Source organism: Ruegeria sp. SAZD013 (assembly GCF_059612525.1).
This window is the reverse complement of the sequence record NZ_JBXWQT010000009.1, coordinates 92625-109394: the sequence shown is the minus strand read 5'-3', so window position 1 is coordinate 109394 and position 16770 is coordinate 92625. Positions and strand designations below refer to the sequence as shown.

The 16770-nt window shown below is 57.2% G+C and carries 16 protein-coding genes; 7 read left to right on the top strand and 9 right to left on the bottom strand.

Annotated elements, in window-relative coordinates:
• Positions 1-32: 32 nt before the first annotated feature.
• The 5 genes from AC2FLU_RS01375 to AC2FLU_RS01355 form a co-directional block, all read right to left on the bottom strand.
• On the bottom strand, positions 33-1220 hold the full coding sequence (locus tag AC2FLU_RS01375) for a cytochrome P450 (protein WP_496809295.1): 1188 nt from the start codon (positions 1218-1220) through the stop codon (positions 33-35).
• Positions 1220-2572, bottom strand: a complete 1353-nt coding sequence (locus tag AC2FLU_RS01370) for a TRAP transporter large permease (protein WP_480478172.1) — start codon at positions 2570-2572, stop codon at positions 1220-1222. The genes AC2FLU_RS01375 and AC2FLU_RS01370 overlap by 1 nt, the downstream gene beginning before the upstream one ends.
• Positions 2569-3075: a TRAP transporter small permease gene (locus AC2FLU_RS01365; protein ID WP_480521232.1), complete on the bottom strand. Its 507-nt coding sequence runs from the start codon at positions 3073-3075 to the stop codon at positions 2569-2571. Before AC2FLU_RS01365 ends, AC2FLU_RS01370 begins: the two co-directional genes overlap by 4 nt.
• 57 nt (positions 3076-3132) lie before the next feature.
• Positions 3133-4152, bottom strand: coding sequence for a TRAP transporter substrate-binding protein (locus AC2FLU_RS01360; protein ID WP_480476975.1), 1020 nt, complete (start codon positions 4150-4152; stop codon positions 3133-3135).
• A gap of 70 nt (positions 4153-4222) precedes the next feature.
• A complete protein-coding gene (locus AC2FLU_RS01355; protein WP_480625360.1) occupies positions 4223-6256 on the bottom strand; it encodes an FAD-dependent oxidoreductase in 2034 nt (677 codons plus the stop codon).
• 103 nt (positions 6257-6359) lie between these two features.
• Between AC2FLU_RS01355 and paaG the strand changes: the two genes are divergently transcribed.
• Genes paaG through AC2FLU_RS01335 form a run of 4 tightly spaced genes read left to right on the top strand, consistent with a single transcriptional unit; the run spans position 6360 to position 9508 of the window.
• A complete protein-coding gene (paaG, locus tag AC2FLU_RS01350) occupies positions 6360-7145 on the top strand; it encodes a 2-(1,2-epoxy-1,2-dihydrophenyl)acetyl-CoA isomerase PaaG (protein WP_496809293.1) in 786 nt (261 codons plus the stop codon).
• 2 nt (positions 7146-7147) lie between these two features.
• On the top strand, positions 7148-7573 hold the full coding sequence (gene paaI / locus AC2FLU_RS01345) for a hydroxyphenylacetyl-CoA thioesterase PaaI (RefSeq protein ID WP_480547562.1): 426 nt from the start codon (positions 7148-7150) through the stop codon (positions 7571-7573).
• Between the two features lie 24 nt (positions 7574-7597).
• Positions 7598-8908 carry a phenylacetate--CoA ligase PaaK gene (paaK, locus tag AC2FLU_RS01340; RefSeq protein ID WP_480478164.1) on the top strand — a complete coding sequence of 437 codons (1311 nt, stop codon included), beginning with the start codon at positions 7598-7600 and terminating at the stop codon, positions 8906-8908.
• Between the two features lie 3 nt (positions 8909-8911).
• Positions 8912-9508, top strand: a complete 597-nt coding sequence (locus AC2FLU_RS01335; RefSeq protein WP_480478162.1) for a TetR/AcrR family transcriptional regulator — start codon at positions 8912-8914, stop codon at positions 9506-9508.
• Positions 9509-9964: 456 nt separating this feature from the next.
• On the opposite strand, the gene AC2FLU_RS01330 is transcribed toward AC2FLU_RS01335, so the two are convergent.
• From AC2FLU_RS01330 to AC2FLU_RS01315, 4 genes are all read right to left on the bottom strand, one after another.
• Positions 9965-11362: a pyridoxal phosphate-dependent decarboxylase family protein gene (locus AC2FLU_RS01330; protein WP_480555176.1), complete on the bottom strand. Its 1398-nt coding sequence runs from the start codon at positions 11360-11362 to the stop codon at positions 9965-9967.
• Between the two features lie 122 nt (positions 11363-11484).
• Positions 11485-12327 (bottom strand): 3,4-dihydroxyphenylacetate 2,3-dioxygenase, encoded by an 843-nt coding sequence (hpaD, locus tag AC2FLU_RS01325; protein ID WP_496716259.1) that lies wholly within the window; start codon positions 12325-12327, stop codon positions 11485-11487.
• Positions 12328-12381: 54 nt separating this feature from the next.
• Complete coding sequence (gene hpaE / locus AC2FLU_RS01320) at positions 12382-13890, bottom strand: 5-carboxymethyl-2-hydroxymuconate semialdehyde dehydrogenase (RefSeq protein WP_496809292.1); 1509 nt, start codon at positions 13888-13890, stop codon at positions 12382-12384.
• Between the two features lie 12 nt (positions 13891-13902).
• Positions 13903-14292 carry a 5-carboxymethyl-2-hydroxymuconate Delta-isomerase gene (locus tag AC2FLU_RS01315; RefSeq protein ID WP_496809291.1) on the bottom strand — a complete coding sequence of 130 codons (390 nt, stop codon included), beginning with the start codon at positions 14290-14292 and terminating at the stop codon, positions 13903-13905.
• A gap of 107 nt (positions 14293-14399) precedes the next feature.
• Here AC2FLU_RS01315 and hpaR point away from each other — a divergent pair, with 107 nt between their 5' ends.
• The 3 genes from hpaR (at position 14400) to AC2FLU_RS01300 (ending at position 16760) form a co-directional block, all read left to right on the top strand.
• Positions 14400-14840, top strand: a complete 441-nt coding sequence (hpaR, locus tag AC2FLU_RS01310) for a homoprotocatechuate degradation operon regulator HpaR (protein ID WP_480521553.1) — start codon at positions 14400-14402, stop codon at positions 14838-14840.
• Between the two features lie 384 nt (positions 14841-15224).
• Positions 15225-16025 (top strand): transporter substrate-binding domain-containing protein, encoded by an 801-nt coding sequence (locus AC2FLU_RS01305; RefSeq protein WP_496716256.1) that lies wholly within the window; start codon positions 15225-15227, stop codon positions 16023-16025.
• Between the two features lie 72 nt (positions 16026-16097).
• Positions 16098-16760, top strand: a complete 663-nt coding sequence (locus AC2FLU_RS01300; protein ID WP_480478148.1) for an amino acid ABC transporter permease — start codon at positions 16098-16100, stop codon at positions 16758-16760.
• Positions 16761-16770 lie beyond the last annotated feature (10 nt).

Sequence of the window (16770 nt, the reverse complement as noted above, 5' to 3'; positions counted from 1 at the left end):
AATTACCAAGCAATTTTCCCAAGCCGGGTTTCTCAGACCCGCGCGGGTAATCGTTCAAATCCCCGAAACCGGATACGCCCGCCCCGCTCGGCACCGTCGGTGATGCGATAGTCTGGAAAACGGGTCAGAAACCGGCCGACGGCCACCCGGCCCTCCAGACGCGCGAGGGTCAGGCCGACGCAGGTATGGGGCCCTCCGGCAAAGGCGTGATGCTTGTTGGGGCGTCTGTCCAAGATCATCTCGTCGGGCCGGTCAAACTGCCGTGGATCGCGGTTGGCCGCACCGATACACAGATGAACATCGGTACCAGCCGGAATGGTTTGACCGTGGAACGTTACATCAACGGTGGTCAGGCGATTGCCGAACTGGTTCGGGCTTTCCAGCCGCAGAAACTCGTCCACAGCCGGAACGATCAGGTTCGGGTCAGCCAGCAACTCCGCCCGCTTGTCGAGGTGCCGGTCCAACAGCTCCAATGCGTTGCCGATCAGGTTCGTTGTCGTCTCATGCCCTGCATTCAGGATGAATATGCAGTTCTGATACAGCTCTACCTCGGTCAGGCCACCATCCGTGTCGTCCTGGATCAGCCGGGTCAGGACATCCGTTGCCGGATCTCCGGGGTTGGCGCGGCGATCCTCGATGATATTCCGCAGGAAGTCCTTGAAGTCCGAGACCGAGCGGTTACCCCACTCTTCCTGCTCTGGCGTCAATTGCGGCTCCAAAGCACCAAGAATGGCCAGAGACCAATCGCGCAATGGCCCGCGTTCGGATCGTGGTATACCCAGCAGATTGCCGATGATCTCAATCGGGATTGCTCCGGCAAAATCCTCGATCAGTTCGACATTGCCTTTGACCTGCATCTCGTCGAGCAGCCCATCGACAAGCTGGATCAGACCCGGTTCCATTTGCGCCAACGCGCGCGGGTTCATCGCCCCGACCATCACCTTGCGAACACGGGTGTGCAGCGGCGGGTCATTAAACACCAAACTGGTGGTGTGGTGTTCATACAAAGGGCTGTCGACCCCGTATTTTGGACCAAATACCGCTTTCTTGTCCGATATGAACCGCGTGATGTCCCGGTAAATAAGGTCCAGATCCTCGTACCGAGACAGAATAACCGATCCGTCAGGCTGCCAGCAGACGGGCGTATCCTCGCGCAGCGCGGCGTAGGCAGGATAGGGATCTGTGTGATACCCGTCAGGAAGCGCGGTCAGAGAGAACATCAGTGCCCCATCGCCCCCATTTGTTCAGGCAGAACCAACACCAACCACGGCACCAGAACGATCAGGGCCAGCCGGAAGATATCCGCCACCCAGAACGGAGTGACACCCTTGAAGATTGTTCCGGTTGATACATCCCCGACCACACCTTTCAGAATAAAGACATTCAAGCCGACGGGAGGAGTGATCAGGCTGATTTCAGTCACCACAACCACAACAATACCAAACCAGATCGGGTCATACCCCAACGATGTGACCAACGGGAAGAAGATCGGCACCGTCAGCAGCAGCATCGACAGGGATTCAAAGACGCAACCCAAAATGATGTAGATTCCAAGGATCATCAGGATCACCACAAAAGGTTCAACGTCATAGGCCGTAACCAACGCGATGAGCGCTTCAGGCAGACCGGCAAGGTTGATGAAATTCGAAAAGATCTGTGCCCCGATCAGAACGGAAAACAATGCCGCGGCGGTATAGGTGGTTTCCTTCAGCACCTCAAAAGTCGACCCCAAAGTAAGCCCGCCTCGTGACAGCGCGATCAGGAAAGCGCCCATTGCGCCCATGCCTGCCGCCTCGGTCGGGCTGAAGGTCAGGTTCAGTGGATGAAAATCGAATGCACCGTACAATCCGCCAATCACCAGAAAGAACAGCAGCAATACGGCCCAGACTGAGCGCACCGCCGACAGACGCTCGGCCCAGCCGTGACGTTCACCCGCCGGTCCCGACTCGGGCTTGCGTGCGACGGTCCAGCGGACGGCGAGCAGGTAGAACAGGATGCCAAGCAGACCGGGAATGATACCCGCAACGAAAAGTTTTCCAATCGAGGTTTCGGTCAGCAGCCCGTAGATGACCAGGATCACCGAAGGCGGAATAAGGATACCAAGCGTACCGCCCGCTGCAATCGATGCCGTCGACAGCTCGTCGGAATAGCCATAGCGGCGCATTTCCGGCATTGCGACCTTGGACATGGTGGCCGCCGTTGCCAGAGACGAGCCGCAAATGGCCGAAAAACCTCCGCATGCCGCAACCGTCGCCATGGCGATACCGCCCCGGAAATGACCCAGAAAAGCATTTGAAACTGCGTAAAGCTCGCGCGCAAGACCACCTTTATTCACGAACAAGCCCATAAGGATAAACAGCGGGACGACCGACAGGCCGTAATCCTGCGCCGTGTCGGTGATCTGACGACCCACCATCGACATCGCGGCTTTCAGCCCACGCTCGGACAGGATGCTGCCACCGCGTTCATAGGCAAACCCAAGCGTTCCGACCAATCCCATTGCAAACACGATAGGTAAGCGCACCAGCACAAGAACAAGAACAAGAACAAAACCGATCAGGGCAGCGGTCATTGGTGGTGCTCCGACAAGGTATGGGGGGCAAGAAAGTGCAAAAAGCCGGTGATGACCATTGCAACAGCGGTGATCGCTATGAACCCCGAGATGAACCAGCCTACATAGAAGACAGGGATCGAAAGGTATTCCGTGACGTCCCCGTAATCCCGCGCGCGCTCGGCAAGTAGCCAGACACGTTGGATCGGCCAGATCAACATGACGCCGGACACCAGATACACGATCCCATCGCGCACCCGGCTTAACCGCAGGCGAGAAAACAGCCCATCCGTCAAGTCCACAGCGATTTGGCCCTTCCCTGCTGAGATCATCGGCAAGACCGAGAACACGAGGATGGCCATCAGGATCCGGGTCAGCTCTGTCGCCGCCTCGATCGGGGCGTTGAAGACAGAGCGCAGGATGACATCAAAGAATGTCATCACCATCAGGATGAATAGCGCGGCACAGGCCAGCAGCGTTGGCACGATACTGACGCGACGCGCAAAGGTCACGAGAGATTGCATAACGGGTCCCCAGCGGGTGAAATCGGCTGGCGGATCGCGTCCGCCAGCCCGACTGCGTTATTGCGCAGCCATTTCATTTACGATCATGTCGTAGGCTGCCTGGGCGTCGATGCCTGTGCCACTGACTTCGTCGATAACCTTGGCGCGTACATCCGCGGCAATCGCATTGAACTTTTCCAGATCTTCAGCGGATGCGGCATGGATTGCGTTACCTTCGGTGCCTTCGGTCTCTTCCCGGCCGATCGCATCGATCTCATCCCAGATCTTGCCAATTTCGCGGCTCAGCGGTTCCCCGAAAACGTTTTCTTCCAGCGCTGCCTGCAGATCGGCGGGCAGATCAGCAAAGGTGTCTTCGTTCATAATAAAGGCAAACGAACCGCGATACAGGCCGCCAGGGACCTCATAGACGTTCTGGGCCACTTCCGTCAGCTTGAAACCTTTGCGGGATTCAAAGGGCATGACGACGCCATCTGCGGCTTTGGAAGCCAAGGTTTCATACACTTTCGGTGCAGGAACCTGGATACCGGTTGCACCCAGCGCCGTGCCCACGTCACCACCAACACCGCCGGGGATGCGAACCTTGAGGCCCGAGACTTCGTCCAGTGTTGTTACCGGGTTGCTGGAATGCAGCTGAGCCGGACCATGTGTGTGCAAAGCGATCACTTTCACACCACGGTGTTCATCCGCTGCCTTCAAATGCGCGTCATATGCCCGCCAATACGCAACCGACGCAGCCTCGGCCGAGCCTTCGTATCCGGGAAGTTCGATCATCTTGGTGGTGACAAACCGACCCGGCTGATAGCCGTGGAATATGATCGAGGCATCGGCAGCGCCATCCATGATCAAGTCCATCTGCGCGGGGGGCGGGGCAAGGCCCAGCTTCAGCTCGGCGGTGACCTGACCATCGGTGGCCTCTTCGATCATCTCGACGAATTTCGGCCACATCTTGGCATTGATGCCATGGGTCGGTGGGGCCCAGCTGGAGATGGTCAGCGTATAGTCTGCCGCAAGCGCCACTGTACCTGAAACGGCCAATGCAGCTGAGGCAAGAAGTGTGCTCAACCTTGTGAATTTCATAGTTCTGTCTCCTCCCTGTGAAACATGAGTCAAGAATGCGTTAATGGTCACTTTTGTAACCATCAACTTGTTAATTGTCTCCAAGACAGCCCGCGACGCGCCATGAACCGGGGCTTTCCTTGGCTACGGTTTCCATCATTGCCTGCGTCGTGCTGGCACCGATTTCCTTGCAGTAGTTCATCGGACCGCCGCGCCAGCGCGGAAAGCCGTAGCCGTGAATTTGAACCATATCGACGGCTTCCGCGGACTCGGCGATCCCCTGCTGAATGATCAACGCGCCCTCATTGTCCAACACCGCCAAAATGCGCGACACGATTTCGTCCTGTGCGTATGCCCGCCGCGTTATGCCCTGATCAGCCGAGTAGGACTCGATCAACGCGTCCACTTCGGGATCACGGATCGGTTCGCGAGTACCGTCTTCATAGCGATACCATCCTTTGCCCGTGCGCTGGCCAAGACGACCCATCTCGCAAAGCTGGTCAGCAATCGTCACATAACGTTCGTTCGGGTCGCGGGTTGCTGCATTACGTTTTCGGTTGGCCCAGGCGATTTGGAGGCCGGTCAGATCTTGCAACTCGTAAGGCCCCATGGGCATCCCGAAAGCTCGCATTGCCTGGTCCACCTGATAAGGCAACGCCCCATCCGCCAGCAAATAATCGGCCTCGCGCCGATACGCAGCCAACATCCGGTTGCCAATAAAACCATCACAGATGCCCGACAGCACAGAAACCTTGCGAAGCCTTTTTCCAAGCGCAAACCCGGTGGCGACAACTTCGGGCGAAGTTTGCGGCGTATGCACGACTTCCAACAGCTTCATAACATGGGCAGGGCTGAAGAAATGCAGGCCAATACACCGCGATTGATTTTCGATACCCGCGAAGATATCGACTGGGCTCAGGTAAGACGTGTTCGTGGCCAGAATCGCGTCACGCTGCATATGGCGGGCCAATTCTGCAAAAACCTGTTGCTTGACTGACAAGTCTTCAAACACAGCCTCGATCGCCAGCTGAGCGTTCGCAGCTTCGGAGTAGCTGTCCACAGCTCGAAACGCAGCAAGGCGTTCCCGCAGCTGTGCTTCGGACATCTTACCCCGCTTGACCGCCCTCTGTAGCAGCCCCTCAACCCGGCTACGGGCGGCGGCAGCTGCATCCAAATCTCTTTCAATCAAAGTAACAGACAGCCCGCCACTCAGGGCAGCGGTGGCGATCCCTGCGCCCATCAACCCGCCACCGACAACTGCGATCCGGCTGATATCGCGCGGAGTAACTCCGGCAATCATGGAAGGTCTGGCCACCTTGCGCTCGGCAAAAAAGGCGTACCGCAAGGCGCGGCTTTCAGAGTTTTGACGCAGAGCCAGATGGCGCGCACGCTCTTTCGGCTGTGCGGCAGCAAAGGGTTCGGACGACCAGCTGAGCGCGGTCAGGTTTTCCAGCGGTGATTGCTGACCCCTGGCGCGTTTTATCAAAGCCTGACGGCTCGTCTCCAGAAGGTCAGACGCGAATTCGCCGACGGGCCTTTGACTGACAGGTGCCGGGCGCTTTGGCAGGTTGGCGACAAAGTCCAGAACAGCTGCCGTTGGGTTATCGGCAATCAGGTCAATTCCGCCGAGATTGGCCATTTCCTCGGCTTTCAGGGTTTTTCCCGAACAGGCGATGTCGATCGCTGCTTCCATTCCAACAAGGCGCGGCAATCGCTGCGTGCCCCCTGCCCCCGGGATGAGGCCCACATTGACTTCCGGCAACCCAAAGCTGGTGCCCGGCGCTGCGATCCGCCACGCGCAGGCCATGGCAATTTCAAACCCGCCACCTAACACGTTGCCGTGCATACAGGCGATAAACGGCACATTACTGTCTTCGATTTTCTGAACAACATCAGGCAAATGCGGCTCAACCGGAGCCGCATCAAACTCGGACATGTCACCGCCCGCGATAAATGTCCGACCGGCGCAGCACAGGACGGCAACCCGAGCTTTCTGAACTGCATCGACCGCGGCGGCCAGACCCTGCCGAACGCCCGTCGAGGTTGCGTTCACCGGCGGGTTGTCGACCGTGACCCAGGCCACGTCGCCCTTAAAGTCAACACTCACCAGCGACGGCTGCGACATTGGCAATCCCTTTGATCAGTCCAGATTCGGTTCGGGTTTATATATTGACCAACCGTTCGGTTAATGCAATGATTAAGTTGTCACGGGAACAGATGAGACTGCCATGAGCGATACGATCCTTGTACATGATCACGGAAACTGGGTAGAAATAACCCTGAACCGCCCCGACAAGCTGAACTCGTTCAATGAGGAGATGCATCTTGCCCTTCAGGACGCGCTGAAGAGCGCGCGCGAAAATGGTTCCCGCGCGATTTTGCTGACCGGCGCAGGGCGCGGTTTTTGTGCGGGTCAGGACCTTGGAGACCGCGATCCCTCGAAAATGGATGGCCCGCCTGATCTGGGCAAAACTGTACGCACTTTCTATGCCCCTTTGGTTCGACTGATCCGGTCTTTGGATTTCCCGGTAATTTGTGCCGTAAACGGCGTGGCCGCGGGTGCAGGCGCGAACCTTGCACTGGCCTGCGACATGGTTCTGGCCGGGGAAAGCGCAAAGTTCATTCAAAGCTTTTCCAAGGTCGGGCTGATTCCGGACACAGGCGGCAGCTGGCACCTGCCCCGATTGTTGGGCGAAGCGCGCGCTAAGGGGCTGGCCCTGACAGCAATGCCCCTAACCGCCAAACAGGCCGAAGAATGGGGGCTGATCTGGAAGGCGTTGCCCGATGATCAGCTGATGACCGAAGCACGCGCTCTTGCCACGCAACTCTCCAACGGCGCCACCCTTGGGTTGGGCCTGACCAAGCAGTGCATTCAAACAGCGGCCACCACATCCTTGTCCGATCAGCTTGAAATTGAAGCGGACGCGATGAAAACTTGTGGGGAAAGTGCCGATTACGCAGAAGGCGTGTCCAGTTTCCTCGAAAAACGCGCACCGCATTTTCAGGGAAGATGATGATGACCCCAAACGAACGTGCCCAAAAATCCGCGGCAGCGATGTGGGCCAATGACGAAGCCAGTAAATGGTTCGGGATGGAGCTTGTGGAGGTCGAAGAAGGGCGCGCTGTCCTGTCACTGACTGTTGCACCGCATCACTGTAACGGACACGGTATTTGCCATGGCGGCGTCACGCACGCTCTTGCCGACAGCGCTTTTGCCTTTGCCTGCAACAGCCGGAATGTTGCAACGGTGGGACAGCATACAATGGTCAGCTATCTCGCACCAGGACGGAAGGGTGACCGCCTGACGGCTACCGCGACAGAAGTGAACCTGTCCGGTCGCAGCGGTATCTACGACGTCCGCGTCATCAATCAAGACAATACTCTGATCGCTGAATTTCGCGGCATGTCCCGCGCCGTTGGCGGCCAGAATTTTCAAGAATAGTTTCGTGACTGGAGGAGTTACGCGATGGAAGACCTTACCCCCAACAAAGCGGACCTGGACCCGATCGAAATCGCCTCGATCGACGAAATTCGCGCCACGCAGCTTGAGCGCCTGAAATGGTCCGTGCGTCACGCCTATGAAAACGTTCCGATGTACAAGCAGCGCTTTGACGAGGCTGGCGTGCATCCCGACGATCTTCAGCAGCTTTCGGATTTGTCAAAGTTTCCGTTCACGTATAAAAACGACCTGCGCGACAACTATCCGTTTGGTCTTTTTGCGGTCCCGCGCAGCGAGATAATTCGCCTGCACGCGTCCTCCGGCACGACAGGCAAACCGACAGTGGTCGGTTACACAAAGAATGACATCGACAATTGGGCTGACCTTGGCGCGCGCTCTCTTCGGGCGTCTGGGCTGCGCAAGGGCGACATGGTGCACAATGCCTACGGCTATGGGCTGTTCACCGGTGGGCTAGGTGCCCATTACGGGATCGAACGCCTTGGCGCGACTGTCGTCCCGATGTCGGGCGGGCAAACCGAAAAGCAGGTCAATCTGATCAACGATTTCCGTCCTGACGGTATCATGGTTACACCCTCCTACATGCTCAATATCCTAGAACAGTTCCACAAGGCGGGTCTCGACCCACGTGAGAGCTCGCTGAAGGTTGGCGTTTTTGGCGCCGAACCCTGGACTGACGCGATGCGGGCCGAGGTCGAGGCAGCCTTCGACATGCACGCCGTCGATATCTATGGCCTGTCCGAGATCATGGGCCCCGGAGTCGCCAATGAATGCGTTGAAACAAAAGACGGACCTGTAATCTGGGAGGATCATTTCCTGCCGGAAATCATCGACCCGGCGACCGGAGAAGTCCTGCCCGATGGCGAAACCGGAGAATTGGTGTTCACGACTCTGACCAAAGAAGGGCTGCCGATGATCCGCTACCGCACACGCGATCTGACGTGCCTGCTGCCGGGGACAGCAAGGTCAATGCGCCGGATGGCAAAGATCACCGGTCGCAGCGACGACATGATGATCCTGCGCGGCGTCAACGTCTTCCCCAGCCAGATCGAGGAACAGGTCATGGCAACGGGCGGTCTTGCCCCCTATTACCAGATCGAGCTCTATAAATCCGGTCGCATGGACGCCATGCGGGTCTTTGTTGAATCCTCCCCCGATTCCACCGACGAGCTGTCAAAAACGGCCGCTGCTCGGATGCTGACCAAGCGGATCAAGGACGTCGTTGGCGTTTCAACCGAAATTGTAGTAGGGGACCCCGGCGACGTCGAACGCTCTCAGGGCAAGGCGAAGCGCGTTGTAGACAATCGCGATAAGGACTGAGCCGTGGCCCGGACAATTGCTAAAGACCACGACCAAAAGCGAGAGCAGATCCTGAAGATGGCGGCAAAAGTGTTTGCCGACCAGGGGTTTGACCGTGCTTCGATGACCCTTTTGGCCAAAGAATGTGGGATCTCGAAAGCAAACATATACCACTACTATGACAGCAAGGATGCCATCCTGTATGACATCCTTGAAACGTACTTGCGTGAGTTGCGGGACCGGATTTGCAATGTTGATCTGGACGGCCTTAGCCCCGAACAGAAACTGCGCAAAGCAGTGCGCGAGATCCTTTTTGCCTATCAGGGTGCAGATGACGAGCACCGGGTTCAGATCAGTGGCATGAGCGCACTGACCGAGGAACAGCAAAAAAGGCTACGGGGCTATCAGCTTGATCTGGTGAACTTTGTACGCGACATACTTCTGGAGTTGTCCCCCGGTTCTTTTGACGGAGCCAAGGACAAGCTTCGGGGAGCGACGATGTCAGTCTTTGGCATGTTAAACTGGTATTACATGTGGAACACCGGCGCAGGCCCCAAAGCCCGCGAGGATTATGCCGATCTGGTGAGCACCCTGACCATGCATGGTGTGCAAAAGCTATAGGCGTGCCCCCTTGGGGAAAACACGCTTGGGGCTGGTCACGTGTGTTATTCTGAAATCTCAGGTCAGACTGGTCGGCTATCCTGAGGCGCGCCAGTAAAGACCGCGACAGCGGCGAGCGCGCGGCCACCTTTTTACTTCTTGCGCACCTTCAGATTGTCCAAAAAGAGCCGTTTCGCTGCCATGACCTCTTCGTCCGACATGTTTGATCTGTTCAATTCAAGAAAGTACTCTGCGGCACCAGCCGTTTGAACATCTGACCTTCCCCCCGGTGGTCCCTCAATCAGAACGAGAGGGTGCGGGTTCGGTTTTCTTAGTCTTCAGTTTGGGCAAACTCACCTGTGGCGATAACCTCATACGGGCTGGAAAACTCGGGGAAATCACCATTCAGAGTGATCGCACCATCCTAGGTAATCGCGCGAAAGACGGTATCCCTTGCAACACTTAACGTTGCGAATTTCATGGCAGGCTCTCCCAGACATCGCGGATGACATCCGCGGCCATCAGCACGTCATCGCGGGATGTGTCGAATTGCCCAACCTGAAAGCGGATGATCTTGCGGCCATCGAACATGCCTTGCGTCAAGTAAATTCTGCCATCGTCATTCAGCGCATCCACCAGCCGCTGCTGCGCGGCGTCATCCCCAGGACAGCGAAAGGAAAACAGGCTCAGGATCGGGCCGGTGGTGACCTCAAACCCCTCCATCGCGCCGATCTTTTCTGCAAGTTCATTGGCCCAGAGCACATGGTTGCGAATACGGTCCCGCAACCCGTCGAGACCGTATGATCGCAACAAGAACCAGATCTTCAATGCCCGGAACCGTCGACCCAGGGGGATGGTCCATTCCGAATAATTCGTCACCTCTGCCCCAGTGGTCTTGAGGTATTCCGGTTCGATCTTAAGCGTGTTGAGCTGTGGCGCGGCGTCCCGCAGAAACTGGATCGCGCAATCGAACTGCGCACCCATCCATTTATGGGGGTTGAAGACAATGCTGTCGTAACGGTCCGCCCCGGGCCAAAGGGCCTCACGAAACTCGGGGCAGATCATCGCCGACCCCGCCCAGGCCGCGTCTAGATGTGTGTAGAGGTCGTATTTTTGCGCAATCTCAGCGACCGCTACCAGATCATCGCAGGCCCCAACCCCGGTACCGCCCGTAATTGCAATGATACCGGCAGGCACATACCCAGCCGCGATGTCACCCTGAATTGCGGCGTCAAGAGCCCCTGCATCAATCGCAAAGGTCGGACCACCTGTAGGCAGTTTCACCAGATTGTCCTGACCAATCCCCGCAACCCAGCAAGCCCGATCAATCGACGAATGCACCTGATCCGAACAGTAAATGCGCAGCGCGCCCTTGGCGTTCAGGCCTTCGCGGTTGCCGGTAAACCCTGTTGCCCGTTCCCGCATTGTCAACACAGCCGACAACGTGGCTGATGATGCACTGTCCTGAATAACTCCGGTCATACCTTCCGGCAATCCAAGCGCTTGCCGCAGCCAATCGACCATGACACCTTCGACTTCAGTCGCAGCTGGCGAGGTCTGCCATAACATGCATTGCGCCGCGATTGTGGTCACCAGCATTTCAGCCAGCATCGACGGGGGCGCTGCATTGGCCGGGAAATAGGCAAAGAACCGGGGGTGTTGCCAATGAGTAATACCCGGCATCACGATCTGTTCGAAATCGGCCATGATGGCTTCCATCGGCTCGCCACTATCGGGGGGCGATACCTTTAGCTGGGCCGCGATTTCTCCTTGTGTGGTCTGTGCGCGAACAGGGCGCCCGGCAAGAGTTCTGTGATAGTCGGCCGCCCATTTCGAAATGTGCTGACCCCAATGCGAAAACGTGTCCCAATCCATGCGCAAGCCTTCTTTTGTAACTGAGCACCAATTCGTCCAGTCCCCGACCTTACCTGTTCGGCTCGTGGACTAAAGCCGAACAGGAGTTCGTTTTTCAATTGAAAAGGTCCCGGGTTCTGCCTTCAGACCGAAAAACTGACATTCGCCTGACCTGTGCCAGAGCTGCCGAAGTAGGGGGTGTAGATGTCGATCTCACCCTTGTAGCTGCCCCAGCCCAGAGCTCCGAACAGCAAAGCAGTGTCATTCATGGCGCATTCGCCTGTACATTTCTTTGCATAGTCTGGAAGCATCTCAAGAAACTCTTCAAACCGTCCCTGTTCCCACATCTCCAGCACGTGCATATCCATCTGGCGGTTGAACTCGCCGTTTACCGCATTCAACCCTTCGACCGAGCGTTCATTGGGCGTAAAGTCATGGCTGAGTGAGCCGGATGCCATTACGGAAACCTTCCGGTCGGAACGTCGGATACCTTCGGCAATGGCCTCACCCCAGATGCGGTTTTCCTGGATCGACGAGAACTGGTTGACTGCAACAGGCAAAACGCGGGCATTCACCCCTTCGTTGATGAAATGCATAGGCAGAAGGGTGCCATATTCCATGCCCATATCGGGGTGCGAATGGCCAAGTGCCCGCTCACCGCGCTCGCGCAGAACATCAAGGATGGTTTCCCCCAACGCGTGATCCCCGCGATAATCAAACTCCATATCCGCCAGCATATGTGGCAGTTCGTGGCTAATGAAGCGGCCTTTATGGTGCTCTTTGGTATTCAGGTGAAACCCCTGATTGGTGATCCAATGAGTGTCGAACACAAGGAACGTCTCGACCCCGCGATCTATCGCGTGCTGGCGCAGGCGCGCATAACCATCAATGGCAGACTGCCGGATGCCTTTGTATTTTGGCATCGTATGGGACATCCAGATACTTGGCACATGCGTAATCTTCGCGGCTTGTACGATCTTTCCCATGACAGTTCCTCCTCGCGTTTACCGACGTTTGTGTACCAGAGCCATTGCCCGAGTTCACTTCCCCAGCTGCATGATATTGTGTTTTCCTGTTGCGAAGCCGACGTGTTTTTGTTCCATGTAGAACTCGAAACTCCAGTCGCCGCCGTCGCGGCCGATACCGGATGCCTTGACGCCGCCGAACGGGGTGGGCAGGTGGCGGACGTTTTCCGAGTTCACCCAGATCATCCCGGCTTCAAGCTTGTCGGTGAACCGCAAGGCGCGGGTCAGGTCATTGGTCCAGACATAGCCGGTCAGACCGTATGGTGTGTCGTTGGCGATCTGCAGCGCCTCGTCCTCGGTCGAGAACGGGATCGAGGTCAGAACCGGGCCGAATATCTCTTCGCGCGCGATACGCATCTGGTTATTGGCATCGGTAAACAGGGTTGGGCGAATGAAATACCCTGTGTCGCCGACCTTGGCACCTCCGGCGGCGACAGTCGCACCGTCTTCTTTGGCGATGTCAAAATAGGAGGTCACCTTGTTATAGTGCTCCTCGGTCACCAGTGGCCCGATCTCGGTCGCAGGATCTAGCGGATGGCCGACCTTGATGGTGTTGACCCGTTCGATCAGCCTGGCCTCGAACGCCTCCTTGATGGTGTCCTGCACCAGCAGGCGCGAGGATGACGTGCAGCGCTCGCCATTGATCGAGTAGATCATGAAGATCACCGCATCCAGCGCCCGGTCGAGATCGGCGTCGTCGAACACGACAACCGGGTTCTTGCCGCCCAGCTCCAGATGCATCCGCTTGAGCGTATCGGCACCTTGTTTGGTGATGCTGCTGCCGGTGCGGCTTTCACCGACAAAGGCAATCGCCTTGATCAACGGATGTTCCGTCAACGCTTTACCCGCATCGGGGCCGAACCCGTTCACGGTGTTCAGCACCCCCTTGGGCAGCCCGGCCTCTTCGGCGATGTCCACCAGCAGGCGAGCGGACAGCGGAGAATCTTCGGCCGGTTTGTGAACCACGGTGCACCCGGCGGCCAAAGCAGGCGCGATCTTCCATGTCGACAGCATGAACGGCGTGTTCCACGGCGTGATCACCCCCACCGGACCAATCGGAACGCGCGTGGTGATGTTCATCAGGGTCTGCGACTTAAGATGCTGACCGTCCCGCGCCTGTATCACCTGATCCGCGAAATACCGGAAGTTCTCGGCCCCCCGCAGCGCGGCCTTGGACATAAAGCGCAGGGTCTGGCCTGTGTCCCAGCATTCACACAGCGCAATTTCCTCGGCACGGGCCTCGATCGCATCGGCAACGTTCAGCAAGATGCGGCGCCGCTCGGTGGCAGGCATGTCGCGCCAATCGGCAAATGCGACATGAGCGGCATTGGCGGCAGCGTCGATATCATCGGCAGTGCCATGGGCGACATCGCAGATCACCGACCTGTCAACCGGAGATGTGGATTGGAACACCCCTGCGGAACCGTCGCGATCTTCGCCCGCGATCCGGTTCTTGATGCCGGTCTCCTTAAACCGCGCCAGAAAGCCCGCCAGCTTCTCGATGTTCGTATCCAGTGCGCTCATGGATCAGGTCTCCTAGTTGGTCGCGCCCAAATGGTCCCGGATCGTGCCGGTCTTGGGCGAAAGGTCTGGGTCAATGTCACGCATCTCAAGCGAGAGCGCGATGGAATGTCCGGCGAAGGCGGGGGACAGATAGGCCTCAACCGCCTCGAAAATGCGCTGCGTGGCGTCCCGTTTGACATCCGCAGCCCGGCCAGCGCGCAGGCGGATCGAGATATCGATAAACCCATGCGCCGGATTGCCGTCCGCGATGGCATAGTGATCGACCCGCGTGGCCCGGACACGAATACCGGGCAGGGGGAATGTCTTGATCCCGGCAGCCGTGGCCCGGATGCATTCGCACAAGCCACTCATATCGATCCTGTCTTCCAGATTGCCGGAATATTCGACGTGAAAATGTGGCATGTGCTCCCCTCAAATGGTAAACATGTTTAGTAAATTGGAACCCCCACTGTCAAGAACTTGCTTTGTTAATCTTTGCATCTTTTGACTCCGCGAATTACAAGACTGCCATGAGTGAACAAAGCCACACCAAGAACACCTCGCGCGCCCTACCGATTGCCTTGCTGCGCGCACGCGAAACCGTCATGGCCCCCATCCGGGACATGCTGCAGGGGATACAACTGACCGAGCAGAAATGGCGCATCCTGCGCGTGCTGGACGAGCTGGGTGAAGTGGAGCAAAGCTCAATCGCCAAAGAGGCCTGCCTGTTGTTGCCAAGCCTCACCCGCATCCTGCGCACGATGGAAGCCGAAGGCCAAATATCACGCCGCCAGGACAGCCATGACAAACGACGCACAATGGTGAAGATCACAAACGAAGGACGAAACATCCTCGCCGAAAACCTCGGAACCTCTCTGCAGATCTACCAAAGTATCGAAAAACAAATGGGACAAGAAAAACTCAATCAACTCCTCGACCTGCTCGAAGAACTCCAAGCCGTCAAAGTCTGACCGAACGCACATTTGGTCGCGCGGGCCAGCATTGCCGGTTTTCTTTAAGAGACGCAGGTTGGAGTTGCCTAGGCGTCACACACTCCCATCACAAAACGTTTTCCGTCTCAAGCTGAAAGCACCCCGGCTTCTGAGCACAATGCACCTTCACGTTTGACGACGGACCACTTTCGGCCAAAACCTCCAACTCAGTAATACCTGGTGCCAATTCCATTTGGCCACCGTCGAATGACGGCCTTCCACGCGGGCCAAGTCAGTCATTTCAATCGCACCCAAGAGCCATGACACCCTTTGAAAGCAGGCTTTCCCTGCTCAACAAAATACTGGATGTTGGATACAATATCCTCTATAGCTGCGCGTATCGATTGATTCAGGGAGGATCACATGCTCAAGAAACTCGCCGCACTGGCGGCCCTCACCACCATCACCACGGTTCATGCGATGGCGGACACGCTGGACGATGTCGTAGATCGCGGGACATTGCGCTGCGGTGTTGTGTTGGATTTTCCGCCAATTGGGTATCGCGACGCGAATAACGAACCGGCAGGCTTTGATGTCGAATACTGCAATGATCTGGCCGCCGCTCTTGAAGTTGAGGCCGAAATCCTGCCGCTGACCTGGGCGGAACGCCTGCCAGTGATCGTCACCGGACGCGCAGACGTTGTGTTCGGAGCAACCTCGGACAGCCTTGAACGGGCGCGGACGGTGGGCTTTACCATTCCTTACGCCATCTATTATGCGCAGGGTGTGGTGAATGCCGAAAGTGGCATTGAAACCTTCGAGGATATCCGTGGCAAGCGCGTGGCTGCCGCGATCGGCACCGTGCCCGAGCAGGAATGGCTGAAGATCGCCGCCGAATGGGGTGAAGAAGGCAATTATCAGGGCTATCAATCCGAGAATGAAGTGTTCCTGGCGGTGGCTCAGGGCAAGGCCGATATCGGCATTACCACAAACACTGCCGTGCTGCCGATTACCCAGCAATATGACACTGTTGTTGCCGGTCCTCGCATGCCATGGACCACCGACTACACTTCGGTTGTCGGCAAGCGCGAAGATGTCACCTGGCTGAACTTCCTGAACCTGTTCGTGACCCACCAGGTGCGTTCGGGCCGCTATCAGGAGCATTGGGGAAATTATGTCGGTGGCGAAGCCCCCGAACTTCGCATTCCCGGCGTAATGTACTGATCCTTTACCGTACCAACCTTTCGCCCGGTTCTCTTCGGGCGAAAGGACTGGTAAATTGCGCGAGGAACACCCGTGTTCGACTATAACTTCCATTGGCGGCCGGTGATGAAAAGCCTGCCAGACCTGCTTGAAGCATCGCTGCTGACGATACAGGTTGCCGTGCTGGCAATGGTCCTTGGCATCATCATCGGGCTTTGTCTAGCACTGACGCGGCTGCACCTGAAAGGACTGCCTTACTGGTTCGCCTCAGCCTGGGTCGAACTGGCGCGCAATACTCCGGCACTGTTCCAGCTGTTCTTTTTCGGCTTCGGGCTTGGTGCCTTTGGCCTGCATCTGTCGCCGTACTTCATCGTGCTGGCCGGACTGACATTCAATTGCGCCGGTTATCTGGCTGAAAACTTCCGTGGCGGCTTTCAGGCCGTCCCCGAGACACAGTTACGTGCGTCGCGATCGCTGGGCATGACTGCGTGGCAGGCTTACACACGCGTCGTGATCCCGCAGGTGTTTCGCATTGTCTATCATCCGATCACGAACCAGATGGTCTGGGCTGTTTTGATGTCGTCACTGGGTATGCTGGTCGGCTTCCGGGAACTGTCGGGCGAGACGCAGTTCTTTGCCTCGCGCACTTTCCGAATCTTTGAATATTTCGCCGTCACCGCGGTCATCTACTACGTGATCGTCAAAATCATCCTTCTTGCCTCGCGCCTGCTGGCGTCCCGGCTTTTCCGCTACTGAAGGAGGCACA